At 67.4% G+C, this 17,676-nt stretch carries 12 protein-coding genes and 1 tRNA gene; 7 read left to right on the forward strand and 6 right to left on the reverse strand.

Going from position 1 to position 17,676, the window contains the following annotated elements:
• Positions 1-16: 16 nt before the first annotated feature.
• Together ASF16_RS15280 and ASF16_RS15285 are read right to left on the reverse strand one after the other, a co-directional pair.
• Complete coding sequence (locus tag ASF16_RS15280) at positions 17-532, reverse strand: M23 family metallopeptidase (RefSeq protein ID WP_056168663.1); 516 nt, start codon at positions 530-532, stop codon at positions 17-19.
• A 133-nt stretch (positions 533-665) separates the two neighbouring features.
• Positions 666-3,038: an AsmA family protein gene (locus ASF16_RS15285; RefSeq protein WP_056168665.1), complete on the reverse strand. Its 2,373-nt coding sequence runs from the start codon at positions 3,036-3,038 to the stop codon at positions 666-668.
• Positions 3,039-3,255: 217 nt separating this feature from the next.
• On the opposite strand from ASF16_RS15285, the gene ASF16_RS15290 reads away from it, so the two are divergent.
• Positions 3,256-4,164, forward strand: a complete 909-nt coding sequence (locus tag ASF16_RS15290; protein ID WP_056169336.1) for a pseudouridine synthase — start codon at positions 3,256-3,258, stop codon at positions 4,162-4,164.
• A gap of 185 nt (positions 4,165-4,349) precedes the next feature.
• Positions 4,350-6,368, forward strand: a complete 2,019-nt coding sequence (locus ASF16_RS15295; RefSeq protein ID WP_056168667.1) for a Cache 3/Cache 2 fusion domain-containing protein — start codon at positions 4,350-4,352, stop codon at positions 6,366-6,368.
• Between the two features lie 24 nt (positions 6,369-6,392).
• On the opposite strand, the gene ASF16_RS15300 is transcribed toward ASF16_RS15295, so the two are convergent.
• Complete coding sequence (locus ASF16_RS15300; protein ID WP_056168670.1) at positions 6,393-7,271, reverse strand: AraC family transcriptional regulator; 879 nt, start codon at positions 7,269-7,271, stop codon at positions 6,393-6,395.
• A gap of 94 nt (positions 7,272-7,365) precedes the next feature.
• Here ASF16_RS15300 and ASF16_RS15305 point away from each other — a divergent pair, with 94 nt between their 5' ends.
• Together ASF16_RS15305 and ASF16_RS15310 are read left to right on the forward strand one after the other, a co-directional pair.
• A complete protein-coding gene (locus ASF16_RS15305) occupies positions 7,366-8,097 on the forward strand; it encodes an aspartate/glutamate racemase family protein (RefSeq protein ID WP_056169339.1) in 732 nt (243 codons plus the stop codon).
• 134 nt (positions 8,098-8,231) lie between these two features.
• A complete protein-coding gene (locus tag ASF16_RS15310; protein WP_056169342.1) occupies positions 8,232-10,913 on the forward strand; it encodes an excinuclease ABC subunit UvrA in 2,682 nt (893 codons plus the stop codon).
• A 195-nt stretch (positions 10,914-11,108) separates the two neighbouring features.
• Here the strand turns inward: ASF16_RS15310 and ASF16_RS15315 are convergent.
• A tRNA-Gly gene (locus ASF16_RS15315) sits at positions 11,109-11,182 on the reverse strand.
• A 249-nt stretch (positions 11,183-11,431) separates the two neighbouring features.
• Here ASF16_RS15315 and ASF16_RS15320 point away from each other — a divergent pair.
• The 3 genes from ASF16_RS15320 to ASF16_RS15330 all read left to right on the forward strand — a co-directional run bounded on the left by ASF16_RS15320 (position 11,432) and on the right by ASF16_RS15330 (position 15,032).
• Positions 11,432-12,325, forward strand: a complete 894-nt coding sequence (locus tag ASF16_RS15320; RefSeq protein ID WP_156372108.1) for a sulfurtransferase — start codon at positions 11,432-11,434, stop codon at positions 12,323-12,325.
• Between the two features lie 183 nt (positions 12,326-12,508).
• The gene (locus ASF16_RS15325) at positions 12,509-13,720 is read left to right on the forward strand and encodes a YeeE/YedE family protein (RefSeq protein ID WP_056168674.1); all 1,212 of its coding nucleotides are present in this window, start codon (positions 12,509-12,511) and stop codon (positions 13,718-13,720) included.
• 166 nt (positions 13,721-13,886) lie between these two features.
• Positions 13,887-15,032 (forward strand): ROK family protein, encoded by a 1,146-nt coding sequence (locus tag ASF16_RS15330; protein WP_056168676.1) that lies wholly within the window; start codon positions 13,887-13,889, stop codon positions 15,030-15,032.
• Positions 15,033-15,141: 109 nt separating this feature from the next.
• Here ASF16_RS15330 and ASF16_RS15335 read toward each other — a convergent pair whose 3' ends face one another.
• Positions 15,142-16,632, reverse strand: coding sequence for an NAD-dependent succinate-semialdehyde dehydrogenase (locus ASF16_RS15335; protein WP_056168679.1), 1,491 nt, complete (start codon positions 16,630-16,632; stop codon positions 15,142-15,144).
• Between the two features lie 358 nt (positions 16,633-16,990).
• Positions 16,991-17,665 (reverse strand): GntR family transcriptional regulator, encoded by a 675-nt coding sequence (locus tag ASF16_RS15340; RefSeq protein WP_056168681.1) that lies wholly within the window; start codon positions 17,663-17,665, stop codon positions 16,991-16,993.
• Positions 17,666-17,676 lie beyond the last annotated feature (11 nt).

Genomic DNA, 17,676 nt, shown 5'->3' on the forward strand with positions numbered 1-17,676 from the left:
CTGGCCCCGTGGAAACTCACCGCTCCAGCAGGTAGGTGTGCGGGTCGATAAAAAACGCCTTCTTGTAGCCCTGCGTGGAGCCATCGGCCTTCCACGGCGCGGGCAGCATCCGCACGATGGAATAGTGCAGGTGGGGCGGCTTGCCCTGCGCGTTGCCGCTGGCGCCCAGCGTACCGATGGCGCTGCCGGAAGCCACCACAGACAAGGCCCCGGTCTGGATCGAGTCCAGGTGCGCAAAGTAATGCAGCCGCCAGCGGGGCCCCAGCACCAGCACGACCTTGCCGCCTTTGGAGATCTCGCCCGTATACAGCACGATGCCATCCGTGGTGCTCAGCACGGGCGTGCCCACCTTGCCGAAGATGTCGATCCCCTTGTGCACACCCGAGGTGCCCCAGGGCTCGAACCAGAATGATTGGGGGTTCCAGTCCCGGGCCGATGCTCCGGCCACGGGGATGCGGATGCGCTCAGGGAGCAGCAGGCCGACCACCAGCACAGCCAGCAGACCCAGGCACAGGTTTCTTGCAATTTTCATGAACGGGCAACGCGAATGCGCCGGGGCGCGAGAGCGCGATTATTCCGCGTGGCAGGGGGAGGGCAGGAGTTGGGTCGCTGTAGCGCAGGGCAGGGCTGTGCGTGCGGCCCATGCCCTGGCCCCCCTGTGGGGCTCAGCGTGCGGTCGCTGCCTTGCTGGCCGCTTGCCGCGCAGGTTGCGACGCAGTCCCCGCTGCACCCTGGGCGCCCGGCTTCACGGGCTGCTTGCCCAGATCCAGCAGCGGCTTGCAGTGCGTGTCATCGTCGGCCGCCGGCACAGTCACCGGGATCAGCGCCAGCGCCACAGGGGCCACGGCCGCGGCCACCACCGCAGCGCCCGCGCGCAGCAGCAGCGGGCCGGCTTCCACGCCGACGTCGGGGTTTCCGAAGGTGCCCTTCACGTACAGCGGCGAGCGCAGCGAGAAGAACTTCCACTCCAGCGACTCGGGCTTGATGCGCAGGTTCAGCTCCTCGGTGCCCAGGTTGATGGTGCCGGTGGCCTCGATGATGGCGTCGTCGGTGCTCATCTTCACCACGCGCGTGGTGGCCAGGCCCTCCACCACCGTGAAGTCGGCCACCGCGCAGCGCAGGTGCACCTCCTTGGTGTCGCCAAAAAGTTTGCCCACCACAATGCTGCCCACGTTCAGCGCGGCCAGGTCCAGCATCTGCTTGCTCAACGTGCCCTCGCGCACATACAGCCGCATCTCGCCAGTGCCCTTGCCCAGCAGGCCGGCCACACTGTTGCCGGTGCTTTCCAGGGCGATGGCGCCATCCATGCGGCCAAAGCTCTTTTTCATGAGCTGCACCTTGGGGAACAGGGCCGACAGCTGCAGGCCCTGCACGGTGCCCCGTATCTGGGCCTTGAGCGGCGCAGCGCGCCCGTCGATGCTCACCTGCGACTCGATCTTGCCCTCGGCCACGCCGAAGGTCAGCGGCGCGAGCTTGAGCTGTGCGTTCTCCATCACGGCATGCACGCTCAGGTCTTGCAGCGGCAGGCTCTCGGGGCGGATGATGTGCCGGCCCTTGAACACGATGTCCATGTCCATGGCGTTCCAGCGCTCGGCCGCAAATTTCGAGTCTGGCAGTACCTTGCCCTTGCCCACCCGTTCGCGGCCGCGGTTGGTGTTGTCGGGCTTGCTGGTGCCGATGGTGGGACCCAGGTCCGCCAGGCGCAGCTGGTTGGACGTCATCGTGCCGGTCAGGCGCGGGCGTGGCTTGCCCGATGTGTACTTGAGCGATCCGTGCAGATCGCTCTGGCCCACCTTGCCGTCGAAGTTGTCGTACTGCCACACGGCGCGTTCAGGCTCCAGGCTACCGGTCAGGCGGCCATCGGTCTCGAACGGCGGCGTATTGGGCAGCACCAGCCCTGTCACTTCGTACAGGTCGGCCATGCTGTCGGCCTTGAGCAGCACCTGAAAGTCCAGCCCCGACAGGGCGCCCGGATTGGCCAGAATCCCTTCGGCCGACAGCGCCACGCTGCCTGCGCTCGCGTCGATCTGCAGCGGGTAGTTGACCACCTTGTTGCGCAGGCTGATCACCTGGCCCGCGCGTCCCTGGCCCTTGATCTGGGCCTTCATGTAGCGGCCTTCCAGTTCGAACCGCAGACCGTAGGGGACAGCCTCTGTGCTGCCGACGGCGGTGTTGCCCGCGGCGCTACTGCCTGGGGCCGATGCAGCGGCAACCGATGGCGCGGCGGCCTCCGACGACGCGCGGGCGGGTGCAGAAGCCTTGGCAGAAGCCGCTTTGGCGGACGAAGCCGGGCCGCCCTGGGCAGCGCGCCGCTTAGGAAGCTCTGGCGCGGTGGTATCCAGCCGGGCACGCACGTCCAGGTCTTTCATCCCGTCCGCATAGGCCAGAACCCCCTGGTGCACGATGAGGCGGTCCACATCGAAGGACCATCCGCTGCTCGGCCCATCCTTGCGCTTGAAGGTCCAGTTGTTGCTGCCGTCGGCCGTGCGGGCGAAGGCGATGTCCGGGCCCGCGAGGTCCACGGTGTCGATGGCCACATGCTGGCCCAGCAGCGGCCACAGGCTCAGCGTGGCGGTGGCACTGCCGATGCGGGCCATGTGGGTGCGGGCTTCGGCTTCCTGGGTCGATGGACCTGCCTTGCCGGCTGCTGCCTTGCCATCGGTGCGCCGAAATGGCGGAACGAATGCATCGGGGTTGTCCATCACGAGGTTGTCCGCCTTGACGGTGACACCGGGCAACCAGCGCTGCCATCCATCCTCCAGCGGCTGGGGCCAGCGCCAGGCGACCGACAAATCCCCTTCAATCGCAAAGTGCCGCCCCGTGGCCTCGCTCACCTTCGCGTTCACCCACGGCTTGGCGCGGTTCCAGTCCATGACGGCGACCAGGATGGCCAACACCACCAGCACGGCGAGCAGCAGACCCAGCAGCCACAGGCCCCAGATCGCCACGCGTTGCACAGGGCTGCGCGCCGTGCGCCGGGCAGCTGTGTCCGAAGCTGACGGGCGGGCGGGAGAAGGATGGATGGAGTCGGAAGGCATGCAGCGAAGGGTGATGGAGAAATGGTTGCGTGGGGGTCATGCGCCTGGGCGAACGGCGATGCGGCTGCGCAGGCCGGCCACTGGGGCCCGGTGCCCAGGGGCTGCACCATGTACGCGATGCTAGACCGCATCGCCGCAGACTGCGGCCCTGCGCTGCCAACTGCCGCCGTTGTCCTACAGTCCAGGCTTTGCTGCCGCCGCACCTAGAATGCGCGCCATGCACAACCCCCGCCACGCCTATGTCCCGCCCCCGCGCGACGGTGTAGGGGCCAGTTGCGTGGTGCTGCCCAGCCATGGTGTGGGCAGCATGCTCGACTTTCTTGCGCAGCGGCTGCAGGTCGTCTCGCGCACGGAATGGCTGCGGCGCCTGCAGGCGGGCGATGTGGTGGATGAGCGCGGGCAGACCGTGCAGCCCGACCGGCCCTTCGAGAGCGGCCTGCGGGTGTACTACTACCGCAGTCTGGACGACGAGCCCGCGCTGCCGTTCACAGAAACCGTGCTGTACCAGGACGAGCACCTGGTGGTGGCCGACAAGCCGCATTTCATGCCGGTCACTCCTTCGGGCCGCTACCTGCACGAGACGCTGCTGGTGCGCCTGAAGCACCGGCTGGGCTTGCCAGAGCTGTCGCCGCTGCACCGCATCGACCGCGACACTGCGGGCCTGGTGCTGCTGTCGGTGCAGCAGCACACCCGGGGCGCCTACCAGGCCTTGTTCAGAGACCGGCAGATCACCAAGCACTACGATGCCATTGCCCCCTGGCGCGCCGACATCGGCTTTCCCCGCGAGCACGCCAGCCGGCTGGAAGAAAGCGCGCAGTTCTTTCGCATGCAGGAGGTGCCGGGCGAGCCCAACAGCCTGACCCGTATCGAAGTGCTGGAAGTGGCCGAGCCCTGGGCGCGCTACCGGCTGTCGCCAGTGACCGGCAAGCGCCACCAGCTGCGCGTGCACATGGCGGCCCTGGGTTTGCCTCTGCGCAACGACCCGTTCTACCCCGTCGTGAATGACCCGCCCGAGGGTGACTACTCCCATCCCTTGCAGCTGCTGGCGCGGTCGCTGGAGTTCTGCGACCCAGTCACGGGCGGGATGCGCAGGTTTGAGACGGCTCAGTCACTGCCGCTGGGCTGAGCCGCGATCGGGGGAGGCGCATGCCCGGGCCAAGCGGAGGGCTGCCCGATGGCGCCCAGCAATACAAGGGTTTTCCCTATGTGCTAAAGGCCATTACGCGGTGTGTGGTTTTGTGTTTTGCAGTAGATGCGGTACTTTTAGCGGCCCCGATGCACATCGCTGCATAAATTACAGAAAAGCACAAGATGACTTCATCAAACATCCGCCATTCCGTGGCTTTCAAGCTGTCCCTGACAGCATTGCTCAGCCTGCTTGTGGTGTTGCTGGTGACCATGGGCCTGGTCAGCGTGCTCTTGTGGAAGGATTTCGGGCGGCTCTCACGCGACGACGGCGTGCAGTACGCGGCCCAGGTGCGCACCCTCGTGCAGTCGTTCGATGAAACGGCGCAAGAGCAGGCCAAGCGCGACTTCGGACTGTTCAAGTCCAGCCTCTCAGGCAAATTCGAAGTCAGCGAAACACCGGGGGCCGACGGCAAACCCGAAGCAGTGCTGTCGTTTGAAGGCGCAGCCCTGAACGGCGACTTCCAGGCCGTGGACAAGTTCACCAAGGACAGCATGGGCGGCGTGGCCACCATCTTCGCGCGCTCTGGCGAGGACTTCATCCGCGTCACGACCTCGCTCAAGAAGCAGGATGGAGACCGTGCCTACAAGACGCTGCTGGACCGCAAGCACCCTGCCTACGCGCTGATGAACGAAGGCAAGACCTACATCGGCCGTGCCAACCTGTTCGGCCGCGACTACATGACGGTGTACGAGCCCATCCGCGAAGGCAACCGCACCATCGGCATCTTGTTCATCGGCTCGGACATGGGCCCCATCCTGACGAAACTCAATGCCGTGATGGCCGGGCAAAAGCTTTACACCACCGGCGCGGTCTACTCGGTCAGCCTGGCGGCGGGCCCATCACGGGGCAATGTGTTCGGTCTGGCAGGTGCGCCGGTCAAGCTCGACGAGAAAGACAGCGACGCCAAGGCCTGGATGGCATCGCTGGAAGGCATCGAGCAAACAGGCTCGTTCGAGTCGACTTGGTCGCCCCGCCGCACCGGCGCGGGGGACACCGCTCAGCGCTTCGTGGCGGTGGAGCGCTACAAGCCCTGGAACCTGGCCATCGTGGCCGAGGCGCCATTGACCGAAATGATGCAAGAGGCGCGCACCGTGCTTACCTGGCTGTGGCTGGGCGTGCTGGTGGCGCTGGTGCTGCTGGCCGCAGTGCTGGTGTTCGTCACGCGGCGCCTGGTGGGGGCCCCGGTGCAGCAGCTGAGCACCGCCTTGGGCTACCTCGCCCAGGGCGACTTGTCACACGCGGTGTCGGTGCGGTCCCGCGACGAGATCGGCACGCTGGCCGAGGCCATGGAGGGCTTTCGCCGGCGCCTGGTCGAGAGCCTGAGCACCGTGCGCACCAGTGCCGACAGCGTCTCTGCCGCCAGCACCGAAATCGCCCAGGGCAACCAGGACTTGTCGGGCCGCACCGAAAGCCAGGCCAGCTCGCTGGAGCAGACTGCCGCCAGCATGGAGCAATTGGGCGCCACCATCCGGCACAACGCAGACAACGCGAGCCAGGCCAACCAGCTCGCGGTGGGTGCCAGCCAGGTGGCCACGCGCGGCGGCGAGGTCGTCTCGCAGGTGGTGTCCACCATGCAGGACATCCATGCCAGCAGCAACCGCATCAGCGACATCATCGGCGTGATCGATGGCATCGCCTTCCAGACCAACATCCTGGCGCTGAACGCCGCCGTGGAAGCCGCCCGTGCCGGCGACCAGGGCCGGGGTTTTGCGGTGGTGGCTGCCGAAGTGCGCAACCTGGCCCAGCGCACCGCGGCGGAGGCCAAGTCGATCAAGGAACTGATCGGCGCCAGCAGCGCCATGGTGCAGCAGGGCTCTGCCCTGGCCGACCAGGCGGGCACCACCATGCAGGAGGTGGTCGGCGCCATCCGCCGCGTGGCCGACATGGTGGCCGAGATCAGCTCTGCCAGCCGCGAGCAGACCGCGGGCGTGGGGCAGGTGGGCGAGGCGGTGACCCAGCTGGACCAGACCACGCAGCAGAACGCCGCCCTGGTCGAAGAAATGGCCGCTGCCGCCAGCAGCCTGCGCACGCAGGCGCAGCACATGGTGTCGGCGGTGGCGCAGTTCAATCTGGGCGGGGCAGGGCATGCGGGCGGCTCGCCATCGCTGTCGCTGCCGTCGTCCGCGCCGGCGCAGCGCTGAGCGGCGCCCGGCCCCACCCCGGGGTCAACCCCGCACGGCGGTGGCCTTTGAGGCTGCCGCGTATTGCCCGGGCGTTTGCCCCAGCACCTTGCGAAACGCCGTCCCCATGTGCGACTGGTGGGTGAAGCCGCAGTCCAGTGCGATGGACGCCAGCGGCTCGGTGCCGCGCCGTAGCAAGGCGCGGGCGGCCTGCACGCGCGTCTCGACGATGAAGGCATGGGGTGTCATGCCCACAAGCTGCGTGAATTCACGCAGGAAACGCAGGGGCGCCTTGCCCTCGGCCTGCGCCAGTTGCGCAATCGTCAAGGGCTGGGCGTGGTCGCTGGCAATGCGGTCCAGAACGCGTCCGTAGACGGTGCGCAATGGCCGGTCGGCGCCGCTCTTCCTGCCAGAGCGCTTGGCCCAGCCGTCGATTCCATCCAGTCCATCCAACCCCGCTAGGCCCGTTGAGCCCACTCGCCCTGCCAGTCCAACAAAATCCAAAGTCGCCTGCTCGACGGCCAGCGCATCAGGCGCAGGTTCCAGCAACAGCCGCCGCAGATGCTGAGCCGCCAGCAGCGCCTGGGCATGCCCCGTCCCCTCAATACGGCGGTATGCACCGCGGTGCCCGCCAGGCTCCTCTACAACACCGCCGGACCAGCGCACCACCAGGTACTCGCCACCCGTCGCGGATTCAGAGAAAACATCTACGCCGGGCGGTGTGTATGCCAGCGTGCCGGGCCAGGTGTCGAAGTCCTTCCGGCGGTCGGAGCCGATGGCGTGCACGCCCCGCTGGCGCTCCAGCGCCATGCCCACGGAATGCGTTCGCACCGGGTCGCTGGCGCTGTAGGGACTGCGGCTCAGCAGCGCCACCTGCAAGTCTTGCAGGGCGTTGGCATCCAGAATGAGGGGGTGGTCTGGCATCACGGGGCCGGGGCAACGGGGCAACGGGGCAACGGAGTAGCGGGGCTGAAATTTCATGATATCCGCCCGCCACATGCCCATCGATACTGCCCGCATGAACACCCCCGCACACCAGGGCACCGAGAGCGCCCGCACCATCGGCCTTATCGGCGGCATGAGCTGGGAATCCAGCGCCGAATACTACAAACTCATCAACCAGGATGTGCGCAGCCGCCTGGGGCCGCTGCGCTCGGCCCGCCTGCTGATGTTCAGCGTCGACTTCGGGCCCATCGAGCAGGCGCAACACGCAGGTCGGTGGGACGACCTGGCCGGCATGCTGGAGGGCGCCGCCAGGCGTTTGCACCGCGGCGGCGCGGACTGCGTGGTGCTGTGTACCAACACCATGCACAAGGTGGCAGACCGTATCGCGGCGGCGGTGCCCATTCCCTTCCTGCACATCGCCGACCCGGTGGGGCGCGAGGCCGCACGCACCGGGGCGCAAGTGCTGGGCCTGCTGGGCACGCGCTTCACCATGGAGCAGCCCTTCATGCGCGAGCGCCTCGCGCACGACCACGGCCTGCAGGTGCTGGTGCCGGATGAGCCGGACCGCGCCGAGGTGCACCGCATCATTTATGAAGAGCTCTGCACGGGCGTGGTCCGCGATGCGTCCCGCAAGACCTACCAGCGCATCATCGAGTCGCTGGCGCAGCGCGGCGCGCAGGCCGTGGTGCTGGGCTGTACCGAGATCACGCTCTTGATCCAGCCGCAGGACAGCGTGCTGCCCGTGCTGGACACCACGCGGCTGCACTCGCAGGCGGCGGTGGACTTTGCGCTCGGTGGCCGCTGATCCATCACCGCCATCCGCACAGGGGCCGGGTGTCCACCACATGAAGATGCGGCGAACGCCTGCACGAAGAGGCTGTGTCGTAGGCAATGATCCGGGGTTCATTCACCTTCCACAGCCTCGTGCTGCAGCGCCCCATGCCCAAATCCTCGCCCATTGCAACGGACCCTTCTGCTCGCGGCATGGTGCGCGTGCGCGGAGCCCGTGAGCACAACCTCAAGGACGTGGATGTGGACATCCCGCGCGATGCGCTCGTGGTATTCACGGGCGTGTCGGGATCGGGCAAGTCATCGCTGGCCTTTGGCACCCTGTTCGCCGAGGCGCAGCGGCGCTACCTGGAGTCCGTGGCGCCCTACGCACGCCGCCTGATCGTGCAGGCCGGCGTGCCACAGGTCGACAGCATCGAGGGCCTTCCCCCTGCGGTGGCGCTGCAGCAGCAACGGGGCACACCCAGCACGCGGTCTTCAGTGGGCAGCGTCACGGGCATATCGACCCCGCTGCGCATGCTGTACTCGCGCGCCGGCCGCTACCCTGCAGGCCAGCCCATGCTGTATGCGGAGGATTTTTCGCCCAACACGCCGCAGGGCGCCTGCCCGCATTGCCATGGCCAGGGGCGCGTGTACGAGGTGACCGAGCAATCGATGGTGCCCGACGATTCGCTGACCATCCGCGAGCGCGCTGTGGCCGCGTGGCCCACCGCGTGGCAAGGGCAGAACCTGCGCGACATCCTGACCACGCTGGGCCACGACGTGGACACGCCCTGGCGCGACCTGCCCAAGAAGCTGCGCCACTGGATCCTCTTCACCGACGAGCAGCCCACCGTGCCGGTGTACGCAGGCTTCAACGTGGCCGAAGTCAAGGATGCGATCCGCCGCAAGCTCACCCCCAGCTACATGGGCACCTTCACCGGGGCGCGCCGCTACGTGATGCACACCTTCGCCCACAGCCAGAGCGCGCTGATGAAAAAGCGGGTAGCGCAGTACATGGTGGGCACGCTGTGTCCGGTGTGCCATGGCAAGCGGCTCAAGACCGAGGCGCTGTCGGTCACTTTTGCCGGGCACGACATCGCCGCGCTGGCACAGCTGCCGCTCAAGGCGCTGGCCGACCTGCTCCGGCCCGCCGCAGAAGGCAGGCTGGGCGAAGGTGAGCCAGAACTGAGCGGCCGCGCCACCCGGGCACGCAAAAAGCGCACTACCCCTGGCGATGCGCATGCGGCGGCGCCCGACGTGCACCGCACGCACTGGCTGTCTGAAGAAAAGGTGATGGCTGCGCAGCGCCTGGCTGCAGAGGTGCACCGGCGCGTGCTGGCGCTGATCGACCTCGGCCTGGGGTACCTGTCGCTCGACAGGTCCACGCCCACGCTGTCGCCGGGCGAGCTGCAGCGGCTGCGCTTGGCGTCGCAGCTGTCATCACACCTGTTCGGCGTGGTCTACGTGCTGGACGAGCCCTCGGCCGGCCTGCACCCTGCGGACGGCGAGGCGCTGCTGTCGGCCTTGCAAAACCTCAAAGCCGGCGGCAACTCGCTGTTCGTGGTCGAGCACGACCTGGCCACCATGCAGCGCGCCGACTGGCTGGTGGACGTGGGCCCCGCCGCTGGCGAAGGCGGTGGCGAGGTGCTCTACAGCGGCCCGCCCGCCGGCTTGGCGAAGATCGAGCGGTCGCAAACCCGGCGCTATCTGTTTGGCGACGGCCATGCCGGTGTTGGCGGTGGTGCTGCCCCGGTGCACGCGCCGCGCCAGGCCCAGGACTGGCTGCAGCTTGAAGGCATCACGCGCAACAACCTGCAGGACCTGGATGTGGCTTTCCCCCTGCAGTGCATGACGGCGGTGACCGGTGTTTCCGGCTGCGGAAAATCCAGCCTGGTCAGCCAGGCCCTGCTGGAGCTGGTGTCGGCGCACCTGGGCCGCCCGGTGGTGGCAGACCCAGAGGACGATGCAGCCGACGCATCGGCTGCAGACGGCGCAGCCTTTGGCTCCATCCCGCTGGTAACAGCCGCTGCCACGGTGGGCCGCCTGATCGCTGGCAGCGAAGGCATCAAACGCCTAGTGCAGGTGGACCAGAAACCCATCGGGCGCACGCCGCGCTCCAACCTGGCCACCTACACCGGCCTGTTCGACACCGTGCGCAAACTCTTCGCCGCCACACCCGCTGCGCGCAAGCGGCGCTACGACGCGGGGCGGTTTTCATTCAACGTGGCCAAGGGGCGCTGCGAGACCTGCGAGGGCGAAGGCTTCGTGAGCGTGGAGCTGCTCTTCATGCCCAGCGTGTATGCACCATGCCCCGCATGCCATGGCGCCCGGTACAACGCCGCCACGCTGGAGATTGTGTGGAACGGCCTGTCCATCGCCGATGTGTTGGGCCTCACGGTCGATGCGGCGTGCGACGTCTTTGCCAACGAGCCGCAAGTGCTGCGCCCGCTGGCCGTGCTGCGCGACATCGGCCTCGGCTACCTGCGCCTGGGCCAGCCCGCCACGGAGCTCAGCGGTGGCGAGGCGCAACGCATCAAGCTGGCCACGGAGCTGCAGCGCCAGCAGCAGCGCGGCGGAACGCTGTACGTGCTCGATGAGCCCACCACCGGGCTGCACCCGGCCGACGTGGACCGCCTGCTCGCGCAGCTCGATGGCCTGGTTGAAGCGGGCAACACGGTCGTCCTGGTAGAGCATGAGATGCGCGTGGTGGCCGCCTGCGACTGGGTGATCGACCTGGGCCCCGGTGCGGGTGATGAGGGCGGGCGCATCGTGGCGCAGGGCACTCCCCAGGCCGTGGCATCCAGCCATGGCAGTCGCACGGCTCCGTATCTTTCCAAGGCCTTGGTTTGATACCTCGCAAGTGGCACTGAAAGGTTGCACGTGGTCAGGTGCCGGCCCCAAGTTAACGCATCGTCCAGCGGCAGCAACGGCCGCGGCACAAAAACAAAGAGCCTGTCACGTCATTCCCATTTTCAAGCGGGTATGCATGGCAGGCTCTGGGCGAATCGCTGACGATACAGTCGCCAGCGATCAGGGCGAGAAATCTGGAGCGGGTGAAGGGAATCGAACCCTCGTATGAAGCTTGGGAAGCTGCCGTTCTACCATTGAACTACACCCGCGAAGGCTGCAATTATAGGCAGCATCTGCCGGGGTCCAGAACCCCCGTCCACCCAAGCGCGCAAAACGCATATTCATAGCCGATCTTGTTGGTTGGGCAGATGGGCTGTGCGCCCTAAATTCCTTTCACCTGCTGCACACCGGCGCAGGTTCTCTTCACAGACTTGGAAAGGACGCCCATGACAGCCCCACGCAACCCTTCAACACGTTCCACCTGGAGCGCCTGGCTTCGCACCTGTGTGGCGGGCAGCATGGTGGTATGGGGCGGGGCTGTGCTGGCTGCCACGCCCATCCCGGCCGGACCTCTGGTCAGCACCGAATGGCTGGCGCAGAACCTGGACAACCAGCAGGTGCGGATTGTCGAGGTGAGCGTGAACCCGGGCCTGTACGAGCGCGGCCATGTGCCCGGCGCCGTCAACTTCTCGTGGCACCAGGACCTGAACGATCGCGTGCGCCGCGACATCGTGAGCAAGGAGGGCTTTGAAGCCCTGTTGTCCAAGGCTGGGGTGTCGCCCGATACCACCGTGGTGCTGTACGGCGACACCAACAACTGGTTTGCCGCCTGGGGCGCGTGGGTGTTCGACATCTACGGCGTGAAGAACGTCAAGCTGCTCGACGGTGGCCGCAAGAAGTGGGAGGCCGAGAACCAGCCGCTCAATAACCGCGTGCCCGAGTTCGCCGCCACCAGCTACAAGGTCGGCGCAACCAACACCCAGCTGCGCGCCCGTTTGTCGGACGCACTGGCCGCTGCCGAGGGCAAGACCAACGCGAAGCTGGTGGACATCCGCTCGGCCGATGAATACAGCGGCAAGATCTTTGCACCGGCCGGCGTGCCCGAGCTGAGCATCCGCGCCGGCCACATCCCGGGCGCGGCCAATGTGCCCTGGGGCCAGGCGGTGAAGGAAGACGGCACCTTCAAGTCTGCCGACGAGCTCAAGAAGATCTACGCCAACGCGGGCGTGGACGGCAGCCGGCCCATCATCACCTACTGCCGCATCGGCGAGCGCTCCAGCCACACCTGGTTCGCGCTGTCCAAGATCCTGGGCTACAACGTGAAGAACTACGACGGCTCCTGGACGGAATACGGCAACTCGGTGGGTGTGCCCATCAACAACCCGGCAGGCACCGTGTGGGCGGCCAAGTGAATTGGAGAGAGTGAAGCGACGATCGAGAGACAGCGAAAGTCTGCGACCAGTCCACGGCTTTTGGTAGGGGGTCTCTTTTACAGCCCGCTTCGTGCGGGCTTTTTTTTGTGTGTACCTGGGACCTGCGGCTGTCCGGCTCCATTCACATCGTCTCACCGGCCCCATTGATCCATCCACTGACCTATGCGCTCTTCATTCCGATTTCCCCCGGCCACGGCGTGGCTGGCCTTGACCCTGCTGGCCGCCCTGGTCGCCGGCGCCCAGTGGCTGCAAGGCCAGGCGGGCGGACGCACCCTGGTATTTGCGCTGGCCTGCGGTGCGGTGCTGGGCATCGTGCTGCAGCGATCACGCTTTTGCTTTTACTGCCACGCGCGCGACTGGTTCGAGGACCGCAACCCGCGGGGGCTGCTTGCCATCGTGCTGGCGCTGGCCGTGGGCGTGGTGGGCTACACCGTGGTGCTGGGCAGCTGGCTGCCCGTGCCGCAGCCCGGCAAGCTGCCGCCGGACATGCACATCGGCCCGGTGAGCTGGGTGCTGGTGGCGGCGGGGCTGTCGTTCGGCGCGGGCATGGTGGTGTCGGGTTCGTGCATCAGTGCGCACTGGTACCGGCTGGCCGAGGGTTCTGTGGTGTCGCCCTTTGCGCTGGTGGGGTCGGGGCTCGGATTCATCCTCGGCTTCAAGACCTGGAACGGCCTGTACAGCGCCAGCGTGGCCGATGCGCCGGTGGTGTGGCTGCCGGCGCACCTGGGGTACGGCGGCGCCCTGCTGGTGCAACTGGGCGTGCTCGCGCTGGTGGCTGCGTGGCTATGGCGCGGCTTTGCGCGTGAGGCTGGCGGGCCGCGTGCGGGCGGCGTCCCTCCGTTGCGCGAGGTGTGGCGCAGTCTCTGGACGGGGCGCTGGCACTACTGGGTGGGCGGGCTTGCCGTGGGTCTGATCGGTGCGTTCGCCATCGTGCGCATGCGGCCCCTGGGCGTGACGGCCACGCTGGGCGGTGCGGCACGGCAATGGGCGCAAGGGCAGGGGTGGATACCGGCCCGGCTGGACGGGCTCGACGGCTTTGCGGGCTGTGCCACGCTGCCGCCGTCCAACTGGCTCACGCCCAATGCACTGCTGCTGGCGGGGCTGGTGGCCGGGGCCTTCGTGGCGGCGCTGGCCAGCCGCCAGTTCGCGCCGCGCTGGCCCACCTGGCGCGATGCGGCGCGGGGCCTGTCGGGCGGAGTGCTGCTGGGGTGGGGTGCGATGACGGGGCTGGGCTGCACCATCGGCACCTTGCTGTCGGGCGGCATGGCGGGGGCGCTGTCGGGCTGGGTGTTTGGCGCTGCGGTGTTCTTTGCGGTGTGGGCGGGGCTGTGGGGCCGGCGCGTGGTCCGGCAGCGGGGCTTTGGCGCGCGTTGAGCCTGTTCGCCCAGGGCCTCCCGGGGCCTTAGTCCATGGCCTTCCTAGGGCCATTGCGGCCTGCGGTCCCGTGCGCGGTCACGGCGTTGGCTGACGCGCGAATACCGGTCACTGCGGCACGATGCCTGCTCGGCCCCGCGTGAGGGCCCACCGCGAGAGGGCATGAATGGCTTCGAAGGACACTGACGGCAAGGAACCCCGCACCGGCAAGGGGAGCGAAAAACAGGACGACAAGGACTCCAAGGCCCAGCGCGAGCTGGGCATCCTCGGCCTGCACGGCGACATGAGGCTGGCGTCCGTCATCATCAACGGCTACAGCCTCGAGCTGCGCGACCGCGAGAGCGACGGCTTCGTGGGCGACGTGGCCAGCGGTACCGCGTTTCGCCACATGCTCGATGCCTGGCGAAAGCTCGTCACCTCCATGTCAGGCAAGGACCCCTTCGGCAGCAAGGCCACGCGCGACTTCTCCAAGAAACAGCTGGACAAGCTGGCCGACAAGAACGACGACGCGGCGCACGCCCTGGAGCAGGCCGCCGAAGACTATGCACTGCAGCTGGCCGGCGTGGTGCAGCGCTTCATGAAGCAGCCCACCTGGCGCGATGTGGAGCGCGTCATCCTGGGCGGAGGCTTTCACCAGAGCGAGTTCGGCAGCCGCGCCATCGGCCGGGTGCGCGACATCCTCAAGGCCGACAAGACCCCGGTGGAACTGCATACGCTGCACCACCACGCCGACGAGGGCGGCCTGATCGGCTGGGTGCACCTGGCGCCACCGGCGCTGCTGCAAAGCTACGACGCGATCCTGGCGGTGGACATCGGTGGCACCAACGTGCGCTGCGGCATCGTGCAGACCCACCTGCACCGCGCGCCCGACATGTCGCTGGCCGAGGTGGTGCGCCGCGAAAAATGGACGCACAAGGACGACAGCCCGCGGCGCGATGAACTGGTCGAAGGCATCGCCGAGCGGCTGGAAGACCTGATCGCCCATGCCGAGAAAAAGAAGATCGCGCTCGCACCCTACATCGGCGTGGCCTGCCCCGGCCTGATCGTGGAAGACGGCTCCATCGCCGGGGGCACGCAGAACCTGCCCGGCAACTGGGAGAGCACCCGCTTTCACCTGCCGCGCGACCTGTGCGAACGCCTGCCCACCATCGGCCACGGCCGCACCCAGGTGTGCCTGCACAACGATGCGGTGGTGCAGGGCCTGTCGCAGCTGCCCTTCACGCAGGACGTGAGGCGCTGGGCGGTGCTGACCGTGGGCACGGGGCTGGGCAATGCGAGCTACACCAACCGGTCGCCGGTCGCTGACAAGTGAGAATTTGAATAAAAAGTGCCGCTCGCGCTGGATGCGCAAGCGGCAGCAGCTATCGAAATGATAGTGCGCGGCGCAAGGCCCGCCGCTACTGCAGCCAGCGCAGCCGGTATTACTGCTGGATGTCCCCCAGGCACAGGTACTTGATCTCCACGTAGTCGTCCATGCCGTGGTGCGAGCCCTCGCGGCCCAGGCCTGACTGCTTGACGCCGCCGAACGGCACGTGCTCGGTGGCCAGCAGGCCCACGTTGACGCCCACCATGCCGTATTCCAGCGCTTCGCCCACGCGGAAGATGCGGCTCACGTCGCGGCTGTAGAAGTAGCTGGCCAGGCCGAACTCGGTGTTGTTGGCGGCGTCGATGGCTTCCTGCTCGGTCTTGAACTTGAAGACCGGCGCGAACGGGCCGAAGGTCTCTTCGCGTGCACACAGCATGTCGGGGGTGGCGTCGGCCACCACGGTGGGTTCGAAGAACTGGCCCGAACCCAGGCTTTGCAGGCGCTGGCCGCCGGCCACCACCTTGCCGCCCTTGGCGAGCGCATCGTCAACGTGGCGCTGCACTTTCACGAGCGCGGCTTCCTCGATCAGCGGGCCCTGGTTCACTCCGGCTTCGAAACCGTTGCCCACCTTGGCGGTTTTGACCTTGGCCGCGAACTTGGTCACGAACTCGTCGTACACGCCTTCCTGCACATAGAAGCGGTTGGTGCACACGCAGGTCTGGCCGGCGTTGCGGTACTTGCTGGCAAAGGCGCCTTCCACCGCGCTGTCGATGTCGGCGTCGTCGAACACGATGAAGGGCGCGTTGCCGCCCAGCTCCAGCGACATCTTCTTGACCGTGGGGGCCGACTGCGCCATCAGGATGCGGCCCACCTCGGTGCTGCCGGTGAAGCTGATGTGGCGTACCACGTCGCTCGCGCACAGCACCTTGCCGATGGCAATCGAGTTGTCGCTGTCGGCGGGCAGGATGTTGAACACGCCCGGCGGAATGCCCGCGCGGATGGCCAGCTCGGCCGCGGCCAGGGCGGTGAGCGGCGTGAGCTCGGCCGGCTTGATGACCACGGGGCAGCCTGCGGCCAGCGCGGGCGCGACCTTGCGGGTGATCATGGCCAGCGGGAAGTTCCAGGGCGTGATCGCGGCGCACACGCCGATGGGCTGCTTGAGCACCATCAGGCGGCGGGTGTTGTCGAACTGTGGCAGGATCTCGCCGTTCACGCGCTTGGCCTCTTCGGCAAACCATTCCACAAAGCTCGCGCCGTAGGCGACCTCGCCCTTGGCCTCGGCCAGCGGCTTGCCTTGCTCGGCGGTCATGAGGCGGCCCAGGTCGTCCTGGTTCGCCATGAGCAGGTCGAACCACTTGCGCAGGATGATGCTGCGCTCCTTGGCGGTCTTGCGCTTCCAGAGGCCCCAGGCCTTGTTGGCGGCGGCAATGGCCGCCTCGGCGTCGGCCGGGCCCAGGTTGGCCACGTCGGCGAGCTTCAGGCCCGTGGCCGGGTCGTTCACGTCGAAGCGGCTGCTGCCCGCCACCCATTGGCCGTCGATGAGGCCGTCGGTCTTGAGCAGGCTGGGGTCGTTGAGCTGGGCGAGGGGGGATGTCTTCATGTCCATGGGAATGCTTCCGGATAGGCGAAGGATTGGGGCACAGAGTGCGCGGACTACGGGTGTCGTAGGTGGCGGCCAGAGCCTCTGCTGCGTGGGTAAAGGCTAGCACGGAGCGACGTCGCGGTTGTCACCCATGCGGCACTGGCATGAGCGACTGGGCCGGTGAGGACGGCTGGAACGGTGGGGGCGGATATACCTGCCTACTGCTGGTGCGGCCGCGCCAGCCGCAGCGAGGACAGATGAGGTGGCGGTGCCGCCAACTGGGCTGCAGCGCTTGTTGGTTAAGCGTAAGATGCTATGAAAAAAGTAGTAAAGACGTACCAGGCACAGTAGACTTGTCATCCGCCTGCCCGCAATGCAAGCTTCACCGGTCGATGATGTGCCGCGCAAACCGCTCCAGGTAGTCCAGCAACTGCTCGGCACCGGCCACGGCGTGCGCTTCGTCACCGCTGGCGATGCCCTGGGCCAGGTGCATGTGGGCGCGGGCCCCTTCGGACACCTCGCCCTCGTGCTGGTAGGCGTACCAGAACCGCCGGCACTGCACGATGAGCGGCTGCACGCTTTTGACGGCGGAATGGTTCTGGCAGGCCTGGTGCACCACCACGTCCAGCGCGTGGTCGGCCTGCATGTAGTCGTCCAGGTGGCCGCGCGCCGCGGCATCCACCATTTTCTCGGCGCACAGCACGATGGCCTGGCGCTGCGGCGCGGTGGCGCGGCGGGCGGCGCAGGCGGCGATCAGGCGTTCCAGCACACGGCGCGTCTGGATCACGTCCAGGTGGTCCGCCAGGTCGATGTGCGACACCAGCAGCCCGCGCCGCGGCTGCTGCGCGATCAGGCCGATGGACACCATGCGCAGCAGCGCCTCGCGCACGGGAGTGCGGCCCAGGCCGGTGCGTTCCACGATCTCGGCCTCGACCACCGGTGAGCCGGGCAGCAGTTGCAGCGTGGAGATCATGGTCTCGATGACGTCATAGGCCACGTCGGCCGCGCGCCGCTTGAGGGCCGGGTCTCGCTGGGTGGGGGCGCTGCGGATGGTCATGGAGGGCGTGT

Source organism: Acidovorax sp. Leaf78, assembly GCF_001422735.1.
Classification (GTDB): Bacteria; Pseudomonadota; Gammaproteobacteria; order Burkholderiales; family Burkholderiaceae_C; genus Acidovorax.